Source organism: Actinotignum sp. usb-actsch-rep-73 (assembly GCF_059082735.1).
Genome location: NZ_JBHNPV010000073.1, coordinates 39,190 through 57,469, shown reverse-complemented (window position 1 = coordinate 57,469; position 18,280 = coordinate 39,190). Strand labels below are relative to the sequence as shown.

The window sequence follows — 18,280 nt, the reverse complement described above, 5'->3', positions numbered from 1 at the left end:
ACGCTGGGCGGCCTCGTCCTTTTAGCACGAGCACCCCGAAGTAGCTCAGTGCGTGCTCAGGACTCCGTCGATGCCCACGATAGCCTTCACATGTGAGAAGAACGGTCCCGTCGGCGACACGCGCAAACGCTGATCCAACTCAACGATCGTCGTGCCCGTGCGCTCGCGGATATGTAAACGAACAGGAGAATCACCTGGGAACGCTTGAAGGACATCTTTCAACTCGCCCAGCAATTCCGCCGTACACCGCGTTGCAGGAAGCTGAAGCTCCAGCGGAGTATCGCCGTCCTCACGCAAGTCCAAAATCGTCATCGACTGGCCATAAATCGACATGCCCTCATCGCGGACATTCACGCGACCCTCAATCTGAACCACAATGTCCTGGGCAAGATGCGTTGAAATCGTCTCGTAAGAACGCGGGAAGAAAAGAACTTCAACCGACCCCGACAAGTCCTCGAGGGTCGCAACGGCCCACACACTACCCTGTTTCGTCACCTTCGTCTGAACATTCGAAATCAGACCCGCGATACGCACTGTCTGATTCGACATTGAATCCTCAGATCCGACGACCTGCGCGATCTCGTGATCCTGATAGCGAGCCAGCGCTCCTTCAATGCCACGAAGCGGATGATCCGACACGTACAAGCCAAGCATCTCGCGTTCTTGAGACAGCTTGAACTTGCGGTCGAATTCAGGGATATCCGGAATAGTGACTCCCAGGGCATGTGAACCGCTATCAGCGCCGGCATCCATACCCAACGCACCAAACAGGTCGAACTGACCAATCGCTTCGTTACGCTTCACATCGGTGATTGCTTCAACGGCCTCGTCACAACACGACAGCATTGCACGACGCGTGTAGCCCATCGAGTCAAACGCACCTGCACGGATCAGCGACTGAATCGTGCGCTTGTTGCACACAACCTGAGGCACCTTGTCTAAGAAGTCCTGGAAGGAAGTAAACGGGCCCTTTTCCTTTCGGGTCTCAACGATGGCTTCAACCACGTTCGCTCCCACGTTCTGGATCGCGTTCAGACCGAAACGAATCGCTTCACCGTCTGGCGCAAAGTTACCCTGCGACGCATTGACGTCGGGGGGAAGAACCGTGATATCCATGTGTCGGGCTTCAGCCAAGTAGAGCGCACGTTTGTCCTTGTTGTCCTTCGTGGACGTCAGCAGAGCCGCCATGTACTCCGTCTTGTAGTTCGCCTTCAAAAACGCGGTCCAGTAGGACACCAAACCGTATGCGGCCGAGTGTGCCTTGTTGAATGCGTAGGCGGAGAAGGGAACAACGACATCCCAGAGAGCCTGGATTGATTCCTTCGAATAGCCGTTGTCCAGCATTCCCTGCTGGAATGCCTCGAACTGCTTTGCCAGAACCTCGGGCTTCTTCTTACCCATTGCCTTACGCAGAATATCTGCTTGGCCAAGTGAGTAGCCCGCCAGCTTCTGCGCGATCTGCATGACCTGTTCCTGATACACGATCAAGCCGTAGGTCGTACCCAGAATCGATTCCAGTGCCTCAGCCAATTCGGGGTGAATCGGCGTAATTTCCTGCTTCCCGTTCTTACGTAGCGCGTAGTTCGTGTGCGAATTCGCGCCCATCGGACCTGGACGATACAGGGCGCCGACAGCGGAAATATCTTCGAAGTTGTCGGGCTTCATCAGCTTCAGAAGGTCGCGCATACCGCCACCATCAAGCTGGAAAACGCCCAGTGTTTCACCGGCAGACAGGAGTTCGTATGTCTTTGGATCGTTGAACTCCAGGTGTTCCAGATCCGGTTCTTCCTTGCCGTTCAGCGCAATGTTTTCCAGCGCGTCCGAGACGACCGTCAGGTTACGAAGACCCAGGAAGTCCATCTTCAGCAGGCCGAGTGTTTCACACGTCGGATAGTCGAACTGAGTGATGATCGCGCCATCCTGGGGGCGCTTCATAATCGGAATAATGTCGGTCAGCGTATGCGAACTCATGATGACCGCACACGCGTGAACGCCCCACTGGCGGGTCAAACCTTCAAGACCGAGCGCGTACTGAACGACCTCGTGAGTCTCCGGGTTTTCTTCGTAGTACTTACGGAACTCGACAGCTTCGGCGTAACGCTTGTCGTCCTTGTCAAAGATGCCGTGAACGCTAATGTCCTTGCCCATGATGGACGGCGGTAGAGCCTTCGTCAGTTGCTCGCCCACCTTGAAGTCCTTACCCAAGATACGGGCAGAGTCTTTCAGGGCCTGCTTTGTCTTAATCGTGCCGTAGGTGACAACCTGCGAAATGCGATCCTCGCCATACTTGGCCTTGACGTACTGAATGACCTCATCTCGCCTACGTTCGTCGAAGTCGACGTCGAAGTCGGGCATCGAGATACGTTCTGGGTTCAAGAAGCGTTCGAAGATCAGACCGTGTTCAAGAGGATTCAGCTCTGTAATCTTCATGGCGTAGGCAACCATTGATCCTGCGCCCGAACCACGACCAGGTCCAACGCGAATACCTTGGCTCTTCGCCCAGTTAATGTAGTCTGCCACCGTCAGGAAGTAACCGGGGAAGCCCATCGAAATAATGACATCTTCTTCGTATTTCGCCTGCTTACGGACATCGTCGGGAATACCGTTCGGGAAACGATAGTTGAGGCCCTTTTCAACCTCTTTGATGAACCACGAGGTCTTGTCTTCGCCTTCGGGCACCGGGAAGTCGGGCATGTAGTTTGCGCCGTCATCGGTGGTTGTGAAGTGCACCTCGCAACGTTCAGCGATTTCCAGAGTCGAGTTGCACGCCTGTGGGAGTTCCTTCCACAGCTCGCGCATTTCTTCACTGGGACGAATGTAGTAGCCGTCGCCATCAAACTTGAATCGATCGGGGTCAGAAATACGCGAACCGGAGTTGATGCAGAGAAGAGCGTCTTGGATCTGACGGTCTTCCTTCTTCACATAGTGGGCGTCATTCGTCACGACAAGCGGAGCATCCATCAACTTCGCCAATTCCAGTAGCTGGAGCTGGGTGCGACGTTCCATTTCGATGCCGTGGTCCATGAGCTCAACGTAGAAGTTTTCTGCGCCAAAAATATCGCGGAGCTCGGCTGCTTCACGAACTGCCTCGTCCCATTGGCCAAGGCGCATACGCGTCTGAACAGCACCCGAAGGACACCCGGTAAACACAATCAAGCCCTCGTGGAACTGAGAGAGTAGTTCCTTATCCGCGCGAGGATACTTGCCAAACTGTCCTTCAGTTGAGGCGTAGGAACCGAGGCGAAACAGGTTATGCATGCCCTCGGTTGAATAGGCGATCAGCGTCAGGTGGTTGTATGAACCCGAACCCGACACGTCATCGCTCTTTTGCCAGGGTTCTCCCCATCGCACTTTTTGACGGTCAAAACGCGACGTACCGGGAGTCACATAGGCTTCCAAACCAATAATCGGCTTGACCCCGGCCTTCTTACAGTTCGAGTAGAAGTCGTATGCGCCAAACAAGTAGCCGTGATCGGTCAAGCCAATAGCGGGCTGACCCAAACGAGCCGCTTCTTCAGCCATCGCCTTCGTCTTTGCTGCGCCGTCAAGCATCGAGTACTCGGAGTGGTTGTGCAAGTGAACGAAGGAATCAGCCATGGTCTTGATGGTAGCCGTCATCGGGTGATTAAGCACCCCGGAAGGAGCGTGAGAGTTTTCCTTGAAATCACGCAGATTCACAACCTCGACCAGCGGTTTTCGGCGTATTGACGCACCTGCCTTCTTCATCAGGCGACCAAAGATTGCACACCCGTGAGGGGTGCATGGATATGCTTTCAGTACACAACATGCCGGCGTGGTTTGCCGGTGCCCGCTACGATGATTGCGGTATCAGTCGGCGATCCTCAACGATTCCAAAGCCGCTTGCAGATCAGCGGGATAGGGTGAGCGAACAGTTGTGGGCAGACCGGTACGCGGGTGGTTAAACGTCAGTTCAACGGCATGCAACCACTGGCGCACGAGGCCCAATTCTTTGGCCTTCTTTGGATCAGCCCCATAGAAAACGTCTCCGACACACGGATGCCCCACTGCCGCGGTGTGAACACGAATCTGGTGGGTTCGCCCGGTCTCCAAATGGATTTCCAGCAGAGACGCCCCCGCCATCAGTTCCAACGTGTCATAGTGCGTCACCGCATGCTTCCCACCATCGATGACGGCCATGCGCCACTCCCGCGACGGGTGGCGACCAATAGGAGCATCAATCGTGCCCGACGGCGGATCCATATGACCGGCAACGACCGCGTGATAAATCTTCGTCACGGTTCGTTCTTTGAACGCGCGCTTCATCACCGAATAGGCGAGCTCTGACTTCGCCACCATCATCGCCCCCGATGTTCCCACATCGAGACGGTGCACAATCCCCTGGCGCTCGGGGGGACCGTACGAGGTAATGCGATAACCGGCCGCTTCCAAGTTTCCAAGAACCGTCGGGCCACTCCAGCCTGGCCCCGTATGCGCAGCAACGCCCACGGGCTTATCAACGACAACCACGTCATCATCGTCGTAAAGAATGTCCATGCCGGTGACCGGTGGTGGGGTTGTATCGGGCGCTGGGATAGTGACTTCAATCAGATCCATCGCACCGAGCTTGGTCGACTTTGAAGGAACCACGCCGTTAATCAGGACGTTTCCATCTTCAACAAGCCCCGCACACTGCGCACGCGACATCCCGAGCATGCGAGCAAGAGCCACGTCAACGCGTTCTTCTACCAGCGCGTCAGGAACAGGAAGCAAACGCGTATCACTCATGCGCGGCCTCGTCACTCAATGAATTCACGACAGGTGCATCATCTGCGTTGTCTTCACCGGAGAACGCTCCATCACGGGAAAACTCCCACGCCAACCAAATCGCGCCAATCACAATCCAAATATCAGCCACATTGCCAACGAAAAAGCCGTTGTAGTTGATGAAGTCAACGACGTGTCCAACGCCGATGCCCGGGGGCTGGATCAGACGATCGATCAAGTTACCGATCGCTCCGCCACCCAGAAGACCAAGGCAGGCCGCCGCGCTCACACGCACAGAGCGACTCAGTCCAACAATCAGGATGCCGATGATGACAACCGAGAGGACGGTGAAAACCCACGTGGACGTTTCTCCCAAAGAAAACGCGGCACCCGAATTATGAAGCAATTGGAAAGAAAGCAGCGAGCCGATAATCGGAATCGGGTGAGTGTCATCAGCTAATGCTGACAACGCCCAGAACTTCGTCACCTGATCGAGGACCACTGCGACAATCGCAATCGCTCCCGCGATAACATAGCGAGACTTTGACTGGGAGGTATTCATGTCAGGTTCTCCTTTCTGGGTTCTTTGTGTTTGCCTTATCGTAGTGAAGGCGCCCCGAGGCCCTATCTGCTAGCCAAGGATGATGGTTCTTAGCTTTTCACATGGTAATGGCGGTGGTCCTGAGAGGTACCACCGCCATTTAACCGATGTGAAGATCAGATCTGATGAAAAGATCAGTCCTGCTGGGTGTCCGGGTTGACCTGGGAGAGCAGGGTCTCGAGGTGACCACGGATCGACGAGCGGTAATCCGACTCGAAGGAACGCAACTCGTTAATGGTGCCCTCAAGGCGAGTGCGTTCTTCGTCAAGCTTCGCAAGGATGGTTTCGTGCTGGTTCTGAGCGTCTGCAACGATCTCGTCGGCCTTGGCGTGAGCTTCGGCGATGATACGCTCGGATTCTTCCTTGCCGTCGCGCACGTATTCGTCGTGGACGCGCTGAGCAAGTGTAAGCATGTTGGTAGCAAAAGCAGCCGACTCGGTGTCGACGGGCGCTACGGTTTCGGCAGGGGTCTCGACGACGGTTGCAACCGGAGCCTCCTCAACGGTCTGTTCAACCGGAGCAGGAGCCTCTTCTACGACCTCGACTGCCGGGGCAACCGGAGCCTCGACAATTTCAGCACCGGAGGAGAGCTCGGCGATACGACGCTCGGCCGCTTCAAGCTTTTCCTTCAGATCCTGATTCTCGACGTTCAGGGTGTAGATCGTCGAAACGACTTCGTCAAGGAATTCGTCAACCTCAACCTGGTCGTAACCTTCGCGGAACTTTACGTACTGGAACTTCTTGTTAAGAACGTCCTCTGTAGTCAGCAGAGCCATGTGTTCGCCTCTCAATATCGTCGGGTCGATGCGATCCCAAGCGATTGACGTCGGTTGCGCATCAGGACAGTCGCCGGACAACTGTCCATCGACACATCATGGATTATCATATCTGACTCAATAGTCACACACGCAACAATGAACACATGACATGACACATTACTCACAATCTATGCGTGCGAGATTTGGCCAGTCAGGCACCTCTCCAACGGTTCAAAACAACCATTGCGGTCAAATAACAGCGTTTGACCAGCAACATCAGCGACCTTTAACCCACGAAGTCAGCCAATTGTTGCCAGAGAAATTCCTACTCGTTGCAACACGATCAGCGCGACAAAAACAATCAAGAATCCAAGATCCAGCGACAAACCGGCACCGATGCGCAGTGGCGGAATTCTTCGACGCAGGAATCGAATCGGCGGATCTGTCAGCACGTACACGAAATTCGCGATAACAAGCAGGATTCCGCGCGGTCTAAAGTTCGGCAGAAGAAACTCAAGCCAATCAAAGACCAGTCGAATGAACGCGAACAGCAGGTAGATGCTCGCAAGCCAGTAAATCGCCCAGCCGGCGTATACAAGTGCTGTCATCGAAAGCTAATCAGCCCTGGTTGAAGAGGGTTCCGCGACGGCTTCCAATCACATCGCCGGTGACCTCTACGGTTGCGGGCGACAGCAGGAAGACGCGGTTGGTCACGCGCTCAAAACCACCGCGAAGAGCGAAGGTCAGGCCGGCTGCGAAGTCAATCAGACGGCGTGCTTCTTCTTCGCGCATATCAGTGACGTTCATAATGACGGGCGTTCCGTTGCGGAAGGCTTCGCCGATCGTCTTAGCATCCGAGTATGCGGTCGGGTGGACGGTGACGATGCGCGAAAGGTCAGACGTTGTCTTCACTTCAAGGTCCTCACGGTGCAGAGGGGTGACGACGGAGGAAATCTCTTTCTGCGGAATTTCAGTCTCGTACGTAGTTTCATCTTCGTAGAGATCAAAATCCTGGGCTTCATCCTCGACTTCGTCAGCCGGGTACCAGCCCATGAACTTACGAGCTCGAGCTCCGAAACCATCCGCCATTGTGTCCTCCTGATTGTGTCGGCTCTGCAACGTTAATGCCCGCGCTGTCCGTTACGGCGCAACCTTGCCGGTATGTCGAAAAAACAGAGTGGATAATTCCGATTACGCCCCTGCCGCAAGGGACTCAAGAGCCTTTATCACCGCGCGACATGCCACTGCCTGCATCGGTCAACACATGCCCTACGCCGGGAAAATGATTGTGGCATTCCTACCGCACTCACGGTCACGCCGATAGGAGTGCAACGTGGGGTCTTCGAGAGTGCATCGCGGGTCAATTTCAATGCGGGTACACCCAAGCGCTCGCAGTTCTGCTTGAGCTGCGCGCGGAAGATCAAGAGCGGGCGTTCCCCACGATGTACGCGAGGCACTTTCAGGGCGCTCTACGGCGCACTCGTCACGCATTTGGGCGGGCACTTCATAGCAGTCACCGCAGATTGCGGGAGCAATATACACCTCAATGTCATGGCTTGGAGCAAGACGACGCATGAGAGTCACTGCTCGAGTAATGATGCCGTCGAACAAGCCTTTTCTTCCGGCGTGCACGGCTGCCACGATCGTTCCGCCCGCCGTTGACAGGACAATCGGTAGGCAGTCCGCTGTCATGACTGCAATCCCGGGAGCGTCCTGCCAGCCTCGCGCATCGATGATGACGCCATCGGCTTCAATAGTGTCCATCGGGTCGCTGAGGTTCAGCGTCGACGTGTGGGTATCGAGATTCAACGTTGGGTGCCCGTCTGCTGTCATGACGACGAGGCCGATCACATGAGAGTGGGTTTGATTCATCCAGAGGATCGGGCGCTCAAACTCGCTGGCAAGAAGCTGCCTTCGCTCCTTCACCAGCTGAAAGTCGTCACCCACGTGGTGCGCAACATTGTTCCTTAACGAGGCGGTGCCTCGACCCGCCTGGACGAGATGGATCGAGGCACCGTTGAGCTGGGTGAGCATCGCTCAGCGCAGGAAGTCCGGAATATCCAGATCCGCTGCGCTTTCAGATTCCTCATCAAAGATACGAGGAACTTCCAAAGAGGGTTCCTCTGCGACGGAGGGAGCTTCTTGCACCGGCTGCTGGGTAGCAACTGGAATCGTTGCCGTACGGGTCGGCACCTGGACAGGTGCACGATGGGCTGGGCGAGCGGACGGAACCTCACCGAGCGCGCGAGTTTCCTGCGGAGCAGCTACGGGAGCCGGGGTAGCAACAGGTGTCGTGGACTGCGCGGGAGTTTGGGTTCCGATAACGCTGGGACGCGACGCGATGTCGGTCTGCGGATCCTGCTCGTCAAAGCCAGCGGCGATGACGGTGACGATGATCTGGTCGCCCAGTGTCTCGTCGATGACCGCACCGAAGATGATGTTGGCTTCGGGGTGGACGTATTCCTGAACAAGCTTCGATGCGCGTGCGGTTTCCTGCAGGGACAGGTTCGAGCCGCCCTGGAAGAACAGGAGGACGCCACGCGCACCATCGATTGTCGATTCGAGGAGCGACGAGGAGATTGCGCGCTCGACTGCGTCGACTGCGCGATCTGTGCCGGTTGCCTGGCCAATACCCATGAGGGCCGAGCCGGCATCCTTCATCACCGACTTCACATCGTTGAAGTCGACGTTGACCATGCCGTTGATGGTAATCAGATCGGTAATGCCCTGAACACCGGAGTGCAGAACCTGATCTGCCGCTTCGAACGCTTTGGTGATCGGGAAATCTTCATCCTGAATCTCAAGTAGACGATCGTTCGGGATGACGATCAGAGCGTCGACGGCTTCACGAAGCGCTTCGACGCCCTTATTTGCCATGGATGCACGACGGTTGCCCTCGAAAGAGAACGGGCGGGTGACGACAGCCACGGTCAGCGCATCCTGTTCGCGAGCAATACGCGCAACAACTGGGGCTGCGCCGGTGCCTGTACCACCGCCTTCACCTGCGGTAACGAACACCATGTCAGCGCCTTCGAGAGCCTGAGCGATCAGGTCAACATTGTCATCGGCTGCTTTACGTCCGACCTCAGGGTCAGCACCTGCACCTAAGCCGTGGGTAATTTCGCGACCGATGTCGATCTTGATATCAGCGTTCGACAGAAGAAGATCCTGAGCGTCCGTGTTCACAACGATGAACTCGACACCACCCATGCCAGCTTCGATCATGCGATCGACAGCATTTCCGCCACCACCGCCGACGCCAACGACCTTGATTATGGCCTTGTTCTTCTGAGGTTCGTCCATTGGTCACTCTTTCTATATCAAACCCTCAACTTCAGGTTGAAGGTTCAACTTCACCCTGCTCTCGTTCGGAAGAAAGCTAGGGATTGAGTAGACCTTCTTCAAGGCGACACGCTGAACGAACAATCGACTATGACGTGACAGGATGAGTCGGCGATGAAACGTCATACACACGGACGCTCCTTTGAGCCAACAGCACGTCCAAAACCTGTGCTTTCAGCGCCCCATCATCAGGAGTTCCCCACTTCACTTGGGCACCGTTGGTCAGCGTAAACGACAGAGTTTTACCATCGGCACTCACACCCGAAACCTGCGCTTTTGTTGCCTCAGACAGGTTTGACCACAAGGAAAGAACATCCGAGGCCGCTTCGGCTCGTTCTTCATCAGTCTCCGGGAGGCTCACCAATGGAAGCCCCTCGATCAACGTAGGAGCATCAGCGAAACTCACTCCCTCATCGTCAACCTGGCGGAACGCGCCCGCACTTCCCTCGATCATCGCAGGAGTTCGCAAAGTAATTGTAATTGCCAAACCCGTTGGCCACTGTCGCTCCACTTCAGCTGAAGCGACAACAACATTCGATTCGATGGATTCAGCGATCGCCGCAGTCGGAACCCTAGGTAACGGGGTGCCCACGTACGGCGCAGTTGACGAAAGAACTGATTCCGCGGTGATCAAGGTTTCATCTGCGCCTTCAACGTGCACCGATGACGCGCTCAAAGCAAGCAGAGGCGAAAACAGCAATACCCACACCAAACCACCGATAAACGCTAGTCCCGCAGCAATCATTGCCATCGTCTTGATGCAGAGAATCCGACGCGCCCGAGCTCGCTCTTGGCGACGCAGATCAAACTCAGAACGCTCGTTGCGCTTTTCACCACCTAAGAGAGCAGCGGCATCCTGCTGCCCCACCGGCCGGGCAAGTGTGACACGAGCAGAACGCAACGAAGATTTCCTTGCCCCTCGCTTGTGTGCTGCCTGTTGACGCTCTGGGGGTTGCCCAGACTCTGGAGTATCCCTATGCGGTCGCTTTGGTCGGGCAACAACCGGACGTGATGGAGGTTTTTCAGAAGAAGACTTTTGGGTAGCAGATCCCTTTGACGACAAGCGAGAAGTGGACGTCGTCTGGTGTTGCGTAGAAGTCGATCCGGGTGGCGTTCGACGCGGCTGAGGTGGCTTCACGAGGCATCCATGCGTTGCCACTCATCGATAACATCATCTGCACACTGGGTGATTGAACCAGCACCCATCGTGATCAGAACGCCCCGCGAACCAGCCTGACGCGCTCCGATTCGGGCGGCCTCGTGCATATCGTGGACACACTCAGCGCCCTTAATCTGATCCGCAATCAGAGCGGAAGTCACGGCGGGATCATCATCCTCGCGAGCAGCATAAATATCCGCAAGAACCACATGATCCGCGCCCGACAACGCCTTGGCGAAACGATCCGCGAATAAGCGCGTACGCGAATACAGGTGAGGTTGGAAAACCACGGTCACATCAGCGCCATCGGCAACCAATCGCGCCTGTTCGATCGCGGCAGAAACCTCTGTCGGATGATGCGCATAATCATCAAAAACGCGCCTGTCCCCCACAGTTCCACGGAGCTCAAAACGGCGAGCTGTCCCCGTAAAACCAGCAAGCGACGAAGCCATCAGGCCAGGTTCAACGCCAAGCTCCACGCCGGCAATCCACGCGCCAACAGCATTAAGAATGTTATGCACGCCCGGAACACCCAAGGAAAGCTCCGCGCTGATATCGCCGTAGCTGACTCGTGCACGACATGAAGAAGGCGTCGTCTCTACATCACAAATCGTCACGTCAGCATCCACCACGGACTTATCGGAGCGCCCGTAGGTCACCACGCGAATACCCAGCTCACGCGCCGACTCGCTCAGGCGGGCAGTCCCCGCGTCTTCAGCGCAACACACCAAAAGACCACCCGGAACCAGACACTTTGCGTAGTCAACGAAAACAGCTTCGAACGCTTCGCGCGTCCCATAGCGATCCAAGTGATCGGGCTCAACGTTCGTGACAACTTCGATCGACGGAGTGTAGTTCAAGAACGAGCCATCAGACTCGTCAGCTTCGGCAACAAACACGTCCGACGTGCCCAAATGCGCACCGGAACCAAACTGCGGAACAATTCCACCCACCGCGACCGACGGATCCAGACCAGCCCCACGCAGACCAACCGCAATCATCCCAGACGTAGTCGTCTTCCCGTGGGCGCCGGCAACGCCAACAAAACGCATTCCACTGGCAGCAAGCGCCAACGCCTGCGAACGATGAATGACATCCAACCCCAATTCACGCGCCCTGGTCAGCTCTGGGTTCGACTCACGAATCGCAGTTGACACAACAACCGTCGCATCATCATCAACATGAGTGGCATCGTGGCCGACGAATGCGCGAATTCCTTTTTCATTCAAACGCGCAAGAACATCCGAATCGGCACAATCTGAACCAGTCACCCGCGCGCCACGCGCAGCAAGCAGTTCAGCAACAACACTCATTCCCGCTCCACCGATACCGATGAAATGGAAGTGTCCTTCGATAGGTTCCACGTTCTCCCCCTAGCGCGCGATCTGTGAAACAACCAGGTCAGCTAAACGCGAGGCAGCATCGATCTTTGCTAATCCTGCCGATGCTGTCGCCATAGCGGACAGTTCCGGTGAAGTCAGTAGCGGGAAAACCTTCTGTCGCACCGTATCTGCGTTGAATGACGCATCATCAACCAAGAGCGCTCCGCCAGAGGCAACATGGTCATGCGCATTCAGCTTCTGTTCGCCATTACCGATAGCCAGCGGAACATACACGCACGGCAACGACAGAGCCGTCATCTCGGCAACCGTTCCTGCACCCGAACGACAGACAACCAAGTCTGCACAGGCAAGAGCATCTTCCATGGTCGTCAGATAATCCAGAACCAGGTAGCGATCGCCCACCGAACACTCGTCAACCTTGCTCCGCACAGGGGCGTCTTTTCCTTTGCCGGTCAAGTGAATCACCTGCACATTGTCAGGCAAGTCGTCAAGCGCATCAATCATGGCATCGTTCAGGTGGAGAGCTCCAAGAGATCCGCCGGTAACAAGAAGGGTCGTCTTCTTGGGGTCTACGCCCAAGTTCTTCGCCCCACGCTCGCGCGCAACACGGACACCGTCGGCATCTTGGCGCGCCAACGCAAGCTCTTCGATAGCAGGACGCAAAGGAAGACCCGTTACTTGCGTGATGCCCCTGCGTGCCTTCAACGGAGTATTCGCAAACGTCAACGCAAGAACATTGGCGTAGCGCGCCCCCACCTTATTTGCCAATCCGGGCCTGGCATTCTGTTCATGAATGACAATCGGGACGCCGGCGCCTCGTGCGCCCCAGTACGCGGGAGTTGAAACATATCCGCCAAAGCCGACAACCACATCAGCATCACGAATCGCCAGACGACACTGGTTCACTGCTTTACGCCAGCGGAATGGGAAAGTGAGAATCGAAGGGGAAGGTCGACGTGGGAAAGGAACCTTTTCAATCACATGAAAAGGAAACCCTGCAACGGGAACCAAATCTGATTCCAAGCCCTGAGCTGTTCCAAGGACCTCGACGTCATATCCACGTTTGGCAAGAACCGTCGCCGTGGCCAACAGCGGATTCACGTGCCCAGCGGTACCGCCACCAGCCAAAACGACTTTGCCCAACATGTTGCCTACTTTCGAGCTTTGGATCCACCTGCTCGTCGAAGCTTCGGAGTAACCCGAGGATCACGACGACGAGTAGCAGGATCAGAATATCTCCACATAGTCATACCAGCATCACTACGCGCAAAGGACGCGACAACGCCGATGGCCAGCGCGGTGAACAGGAACGATGATCCACCATAGGACACAAGAGGCAGTGGGACACCAATAACCGGGCCGAGCTGAGTAACCGAGGCAATATTCACGAGAGCCTGGAAGCCGATCCACGTTGCCACACCGGCAGCGACGATAGCGACAAACGGGTCGGACGTTGAACGAACCAGTCGGAACATTCCCCACACCAACAAAGCAAGAGCCGTAAGCACTGCCAACGTACCCATCAATCCGAACTCCTCACCAACGATGGCGAAAATAAAGTCCGTGTGTGCCGCCTGCAGATAATTCCATTTCTCACGCGAGGCCCCCGGACCCAGTCCAGAAACACCACCGGAGCCAAAAGCCCACAGCGAATGATCAATCTGTTCGGGGGCAGACAAATCACGCTTGGGAGCAAAACCCGGAAGAACAACCAAGATTCGACGAAGACGCGTCGGGTTCTGAATGACCAAGAACACCAAAAGCGGAACAGCTAGGACGAACGCGTATCCGAACCAGCGCTTCGGCAAACCAGCAATCCACAATGCTCCCATGGCGGCGGCCGTCACAATCATTGACGTACCCAAGTCATGACCCAGCATGACGTCGATCAGCGTGACAACCACGGGTAGCCCCGCAAGAACACTCATCTGACGCCAGTTTGAAAAATCCCTATTCGGTCCGGTCAAAATGAAAGCAAGAAAGACGATCAAAGCGAGTTTCAAGAACTCTGACGGCTGAACAAGGACGGGAATACCGGGAAAATACACCCAGTTCGCGTTGCCGCCTTCAGAACGGCCAAGAGGGGTAATGACCATCGCCTGAACAATCAATCCCAGCCCGAAAGCATGGGGAGCAAAACGGACAAAAATATGGCGAGGGATCTTATGAACAACGAAGGCAATGATCAGGGCGATGACAATGATGACACTGGGACGCAAATACGCCATGTACGGGTTGGCGCCCTTGGCGATTGATGTCACCGATTGAGCTGAAAAGCCCATCATCAAACCAAAAATAGTCAGAACCACCGTGGGGACGATAATCATGTAGTACGTCGTCAGTGGTTGAATCTCATAGTGTTCATCATCCGCACCAAAAACAAAACGCGGAAGACGACGGATCACACTATCAATGGCGCTCTTGATCTTCGCCATCTACTTGGCACTCCACTGGTCACGCAAACGTTCAACAGCGTTCACAAACACGTCGCCACGCTGACCGTAGTTATCAAACTGATCCCATGACGCACAGGCCGGAGCAAGAACAACAAAATCACCGGGGCGCGAAAGAGCGACAGCCTCATTGACGACGGAGAACATCCAATCCTCATGGCCACCGACGTCAACGACCGGAACATTGGGTGCGCTCGCACGGAAAGCCTTGAGTAGGTCCGAACGGTCTTCGCCGATGATCACCGCACCGCGCAGAACCGGCTCAACGTCGCGAATAAGGTCGGTAAAGTCCTGTCCCTTGGCGTCCCCGCCAACGATCCAGACAACCGAGTGAGGAGGAAGCCCATAGAGGGATGCTTTGGCAGCGTGGGCGTTCGTCGCTTTCGAATCATCGATCCACGTGACATCAGCGACTTGCCCGACAACAGCTCTGCGATGTCCTGCTGGAGAAAAAACGCGCAGGCCATCACGAACCGCATGCGGACGCACACCGTATGCGCGTCCAAGTGCTGCCGCGCCAAGAGCATCCATCACAACAGCCGGGGAAAGACTCTCCCCATAGACCGTGCTCAAATCGCTCAAATCACCCAGGTGGGCAGCTTCACGGTGCCGGTTTTCAACGTAGGCGCGGTCAACAAGCGCACCTTCAACGATGCCCAGTTGCGACACCGAAGGCGAGCCCAGCGTGATCCCAATGGCACGCGCCCCTTCCACAACGTCTGCGTTTTCAACCATCGCTTCAACCACTCGGTCATTGGCCGGGTAGATGCAGGCAACCTGAGTGTTCTCGTATACGCGCGCCTTATCGGCAACGTATGCTTCTTCGCTTCCATGCCAATCCAGGTGGTCAGCATCCACATTCAAGCACAAGGACGCCAAAGGCGAAATCGTGTAGGAGGTATGGAGTTGGAAGCTGGAGAGTTCAACAGCGAAGACGCTGGCATCTGAGTCGATTGCTTCGGTGATGGGGGTGCCAATATTGCCAACCTCAAGAACGTCGTCACCGTTGGCCCGAAGAATTGACGCAAGCATGCCCACAGTCGTTGTCTTGCCGTTCGTGCCCGTCACAGTCAGCCAGGGGCGACCCGCATGGGGGCCTTGCTCTTGAAGACGCCACGCCAATTCAACTTCACCCCAGATCGGGATCCCGACAGCTTGAGCGCGTTCAAAGATAGGGGCGTGCGCAGGAATTCCTGGAGACACGATGATCGTGTCAACACCAGCGTCAATAACGGCGCAGGCGAGATCCCCAGCATCGGGAACAACATGAACGTCAATACCTAATTCGTCTGTGGGAGTACCGGAACGCTGGTCGAAAGCAAGAACCTCGTACCCGCGCTTCAACAGAGCTTTTGCTGCTGCTTTGCCCGATTTGCCCAGGCCGATGACGGCGTAACGATCACTCACAGCGTTGTCACCCAGTCAGCGTAGAAAATGCCCGCACCGGCCACTGCAAACAACGCGGCAATCAGCCAGAAGCGAATCACGATCGTGATTTCCTGCCAGCCTTTTAACTCGAAGTGGTGGTGCAACGGTGCCATGCGGAAGACACGCTTATGCGTTGCCTTAAAGACCGAAATCTGGATGACGTCGGACATCACGATGACAACGAAGAGTCCACCAATCACGATTGCGATGAACTCGGTGTTCGTCAGAATCGACAGGCCAGCGACCGCACCACCGAGTGCCAGCGCGCCCGTATCCCCCATGAAGATCTGAGCGGGCGAAGCGTTCCACCAGAGGAAGCCAGCAAGCGAACCGATGATCGCGGCGCAGAAAACTGCAAGGTCCAGAGGATCACGCGTCGGATAGCAGAGAGTTGTCGCCTGCCCCTGCGGGAAGCAGGATTGAATCTTCTGGAAGTAGGCGATAAACGTGTATGCGCCGAAAACGAAAATGGAACAGCCCGTGGCAAGGCCATCGAGGCCGTCGGTTAGATTCACCGCGTTTGACCAGGCGGTCACAATCAGGTTCGTCCAGATCAAATACAGGACAACCCCCAATCCGAGGCCAGCAAACCCGAGCGTGATGGGTGACAGGTGAATGAAGGACAGGTGAAGCGTACCCGGCGTTGTCCCATAGGCATTGGGGCGGGTCAGTGACATCCACGCGAAAACTGCGGCAACCGCGATCTGACCGATAATTTTCCCGGTCGGATGCAGACCAAGGGAGCGCTGACGCATGATCTTGATGCCGTCATCCAAAAGGCCAATAAAGCCAAGACCTGCGAAGAGAACAACCAGAGTCCATCCGGACCACGAGGGTCCGGATCCTGCGATCGACGCCCCAATCACCCACGCGATAATGGTTGCCAGAATGAAAACCAGACCACCCATTGTGGGTGTACCGCGCTTCGTCAAGTGCTGGGTCGGTCCGTCCTGACGGATGAACTGCCCGTACTGGTGAGCGATCAGGAATCGGATCAGCAAAGGGGTTCCCAACAGGGAAATCACCAGTGCAATGACGAAGGCGACAATAAGGCCAATCATCGCTGGACTCCCTTCTCGCGGAGTTGGTCCGCTACCTTCCACGAATATGAGAACAAGGATCCCTTCACAAGAATCACACAATCGTCTTTCAGTTTCGCACAAACAGCCGTGACAGCCTCATCAACACTACCGACGTGTTCCGCATCGATGGTGTCACCAGCACCCTCGGCGTAATAGGGACCGTCTTGACCCAACAGAATCAGCGACTCGACTCCGGCATCTTTCGCCATCAGACCAACCTGGCGGTGAATGTCAGCAGACTCGTCGCCGAGTTCAAGCATTTCGGAAAGAACAGCGATCTTCGTATGCCCCTCACCGATCGAAGTGAGCGTAGCGAAAGCGGCTCTCATGGAATCGAGGTTCGCATTGTAGGCATCGTCAATCATCGTGACTTTCATACTGTCAATGCTTAATTCAACGACATCCATTCGGTGCGGAGACAGCGCCCGAGCCTCGTTGATCGCACGAATCGCTTGATCGAGTTCAAGACCAAGCTGTACCGCGCCAGCGATGGCGGCCAGTGCGTTCGCCACGTGGTGCACGCCAACGATATTCAGATTCACGAGGCCACGACCACCGGGGGCTTCAAGCGTGAAGTGTGCGTGGCCAAGGTGGTCAACGTCCACGTCGAGAGCACGGAAATCGGCTCCCTCTTTGCCTGATGGCGAGAACGTCGTAATCGGACCTGTCGACAGTTTCGTCATATTCATGACGCGCGGATCGTCGTAGTTCAAGACCACCGGAGCACCGGGGCGCGAACCTGTAATCAGCTCCCCCTTCGCCTTTTCAATCCCGTCGACTCCCCCGAAGCCACCCAGGTGAGCGTGACCAACCATCAGTTCAATGGCAACATCCGGCGACGCAATATCTGTCAAATACTTGATGTGTCCGATGCCAGACGCACCCATTTCAAGAACCAGATGGCGGGTTGTTTCATCAGCTTGAAGAACCGTCAGAGGAAGTCCAACCTCGTTGTTGAACGAGAGCTGAGGGGCAACGCTGGGAGCATCAGTACTCATAATCTGGAAAAGCAGATCCTTCGTTGTCGTCTTCCCAGCCGAGCCGGTCATCGCGATAACATCCAGCCCAAAACGCTCACGCAAGTCTTCAAGGTGAGCATGGGCAAGGCGACCCAAAGCGTAGGTCGAATCCTCGACAATAATCTGCGCAATGGACGAGGGAACATCAACGAGGTGTTCAACGATCAGTGCAACCGCACCATTGTCAACGGCCTGTTTGACGTAGTCATGCCCGTCGGTGGCCTCGCCGATTCGTGCGACATACGCTGAACCAGCTGACGCCAAGCGCGAATCTGTAACAACACGGTTCATCACAACCTGACGGTCAGCACCGTTCAGGGTTCCTGCAACTGCTTCAGCAATCCACCCAGCTAACCTGTACATGCTATTT

The 18,280-nt window shown here is 55.7% G+C and carries 16 protein-coding genes; all 16 read right to left on the bottom strand.

Annotated features, from left to right (window positions below; translation table 11 throughout):
* Nucleotides 1-45: 45 nt before the first annotated feature.
* Nucleotides 46-3,597, bottom strand: a complete 3,552-nt coding sequence (gene dnaE / locus AC5RE1_RS06045) for a DNA polymerase III subunit alpha (protein WP_103633634.1) — start codon at nucleotides 3,595-3,597, stop codon at nucleotides 46-48.
* A 231-nt stretch (nucleotides 3,598-3,828) separates the two neighbouring features.
* A complete protein-coding gene (locus AC5RE1_RS06040; protein WP_006681673.1) occupies nucleotides 3,829-4,746 on the bottom strand; it encodes an RluA family pseudouridine synthase in 918 nt (305 codons plus the stop codon).
* Entirely contained in the window at nucleotides 4,739-5,287 is a 549-nt protein-coding gene (lspA, locus tag AC5RE1_RS06035; protein WP_006681674.1) for a signal peptidase II, read from the bottom strand. The genes AC5RE1_RS06040 and lspA overlap by 8 nt, the downstream gene beginning before the upstream one ends.
* A 173-nt stretch (nucleotides 5,288-5,460) precedes the next feature.
* Nucleotides 5,461-6,102 carry a DivIVA domain-containing protein gene (locus AC5RE1_RS06030; protein WP_006681675.1) on the bottom strand — a complete coding sequence of 214 codons (642 nt, stop codon included), beginning with the start codon at nucleotides 6,100-6,102 and terminating at the stop codon, nucleotides 5,461-5,463.
* Between the two features lie 281 nt (nucleotides 6,103-6,383).
* Nucleotides 6,384-6,692, bottom strand: a complete 309-nt coding sequence (locus AC5RE1_RS06025) for a YggT family protein (RefSeq protein WP_006681676.1) — start codon at nucleotides 6,690-6,692, stop codon at nucleotides 6,384-6,386.
* 10 nt (nucleotides 6,693-6,702) lie between these two features.
* A complete protein-coding gene (locus AC5RE1_RS06020) occupies nucleotides 6,703-7,173 on the bottom strand; it encodes a cell division protein SepF (protein ID WP_006681677.1) in 471 nt (156 codons plus the stop codon).
* 180 nt (nucleotides 7,174-7,353) lie between these two features.
* A complete protein-coding gene (locus AC5RE1_RS06015; RefSeq protein WP_006681678.1) occupies nucleotides 7,354-8,118 on the bottom strand; it encodes a purine nucleoside phosphorylase YfiH/LACC1 family protein in 765 nt (254 codons plus the stop codon).
* Nucleotides 8,119-8,121: 3 nt separating this feature from the next.
* Complete coding sequence (ftsZ, locus tag AC5RE1_RS06010; protein ID WP_006681679.1) at nucleotides 8,122-9,387, bottom strand: cell division protein FtsZ; 1,266 nt, start codon at nucleotides 9,385-9,387, stop codon at nucleotides 8,122-8,124.
* A 127-nt stretch (nucleotides 9,388-9,514) separates the two neighbouring features.
* A complete protein-coding gene (locus tag AC5RE1_RS06005; protein ID WP_006681680.1) occupies nucleotides 9,515-10,327 on the bottom strand; it encodes a cell division protein FtsQ/DivIB in 813 nt (270 codons plus the stop codon).
* 121 nt (nucleotides 10,328-10,448) lie between these two features.
* Entirely contained in the window at nucleotides 10,449-10,589 is a 141-nt protein-coding gene (locus AC5RE1_RS06000) for a hypothetical protein (RefSeq protein WP_165544437.1), read from the bottom strand.
* Entirely contained in the window at nucleotides 10,561-11,898 is a 1,338-nt protein-coding gene (murC, locus tag AC5RE1_RS05995; protein ID WP_050998829.1) for a UDP-N-acetylmuramate--L-alanine ligase, read from the bottom strand. Before murC ends, AC5RE1_RS06000 begins: the two co-directional genes overlap by 29 nt.
* 60 nt (nucleotides 11,899-11,958) lie before the next feature.
* On the bottom strand, nucleotides 11,959-13,074 hold the full coding sequence (locus AC5RE1_RS05990; protein ID WP_006681682.1) for a UDP-N-acetylglucosamine--N-acetylmuramyl-(pentapeptide) pyrophosphoryl-undecaprenol N-acetylglucosamine transferase: 1,116 nt from the start codon (nucleotides 13,072-13,074) through the stop codon (nucleotides 11,959-11,961).
* A 5-nt stretch (nucleotides 13,075-13,079) separates the two neighbouring features.
* Nucleotides 13,080-14,363 (bottom strand): FtsW/RodA/SpoVE family cell cycle protein, encoded by a 1,284-nt coding sequence (locus tag AC5RE1_RS05985; RefSeq protein ID WP_006681683.1) that lies wholly within the window; start codon nucleotides 14,361-14,363, stop codon nucleotides 13,080-13,082.
* The gene (murD, locus tag AC5RE1_RS05980) at nucleotides 14,364-15,788 is read right to left on the bottom strand and encodes a UDP-N-acetylmuramoyl-L-alanine--D-glutamate ligase (RefSeq protein ID WP_006681684.1); all 1,425 of its coding nucleotides are present in this window, start codon (nucleotides 15,786-15,788) and stop codon (nucleotides 14,364-14,366) included.
* Nucleotides 15,785-16,870: a phospho-N-acetylmuramoyl-pentapeptide-transferase gene (gene mraY, locus AC5RE1_RS05975; RefSeq protein WP_006681685.1), complete on the bottom strand. Its 1,086-nt coding sequence runs from the start codon at nucleotides 16,868-16,870 to the stop codon at nucleotides 15,785-15,787. The genes murD and mraY overlap by 4 nt, the downstream gene beginning before the upstream one ends.
* The gene (locus tag AC5RE1_RS05970; protein ID WP_006681686.1) at nucleotides 16,867-18,273 is read right to left on the bottom strand and encodes a UDP-N-acetylmuramoyl-tripeptide--D-alanyl-D-alanine ligase; all 1,407 of its coding nucleotides are present in this window, start codon (nucleotides 18,271-18,273) and stop codon (nucleotides 16,867-16,869) included. The genes mraY and AC5RE1_RS05970 overlap by 4 nt, the downstream gene beginning before the upstream one ends.
* Nucleotides 18,274-18,280: the final 7 nt, after the last annotated feature.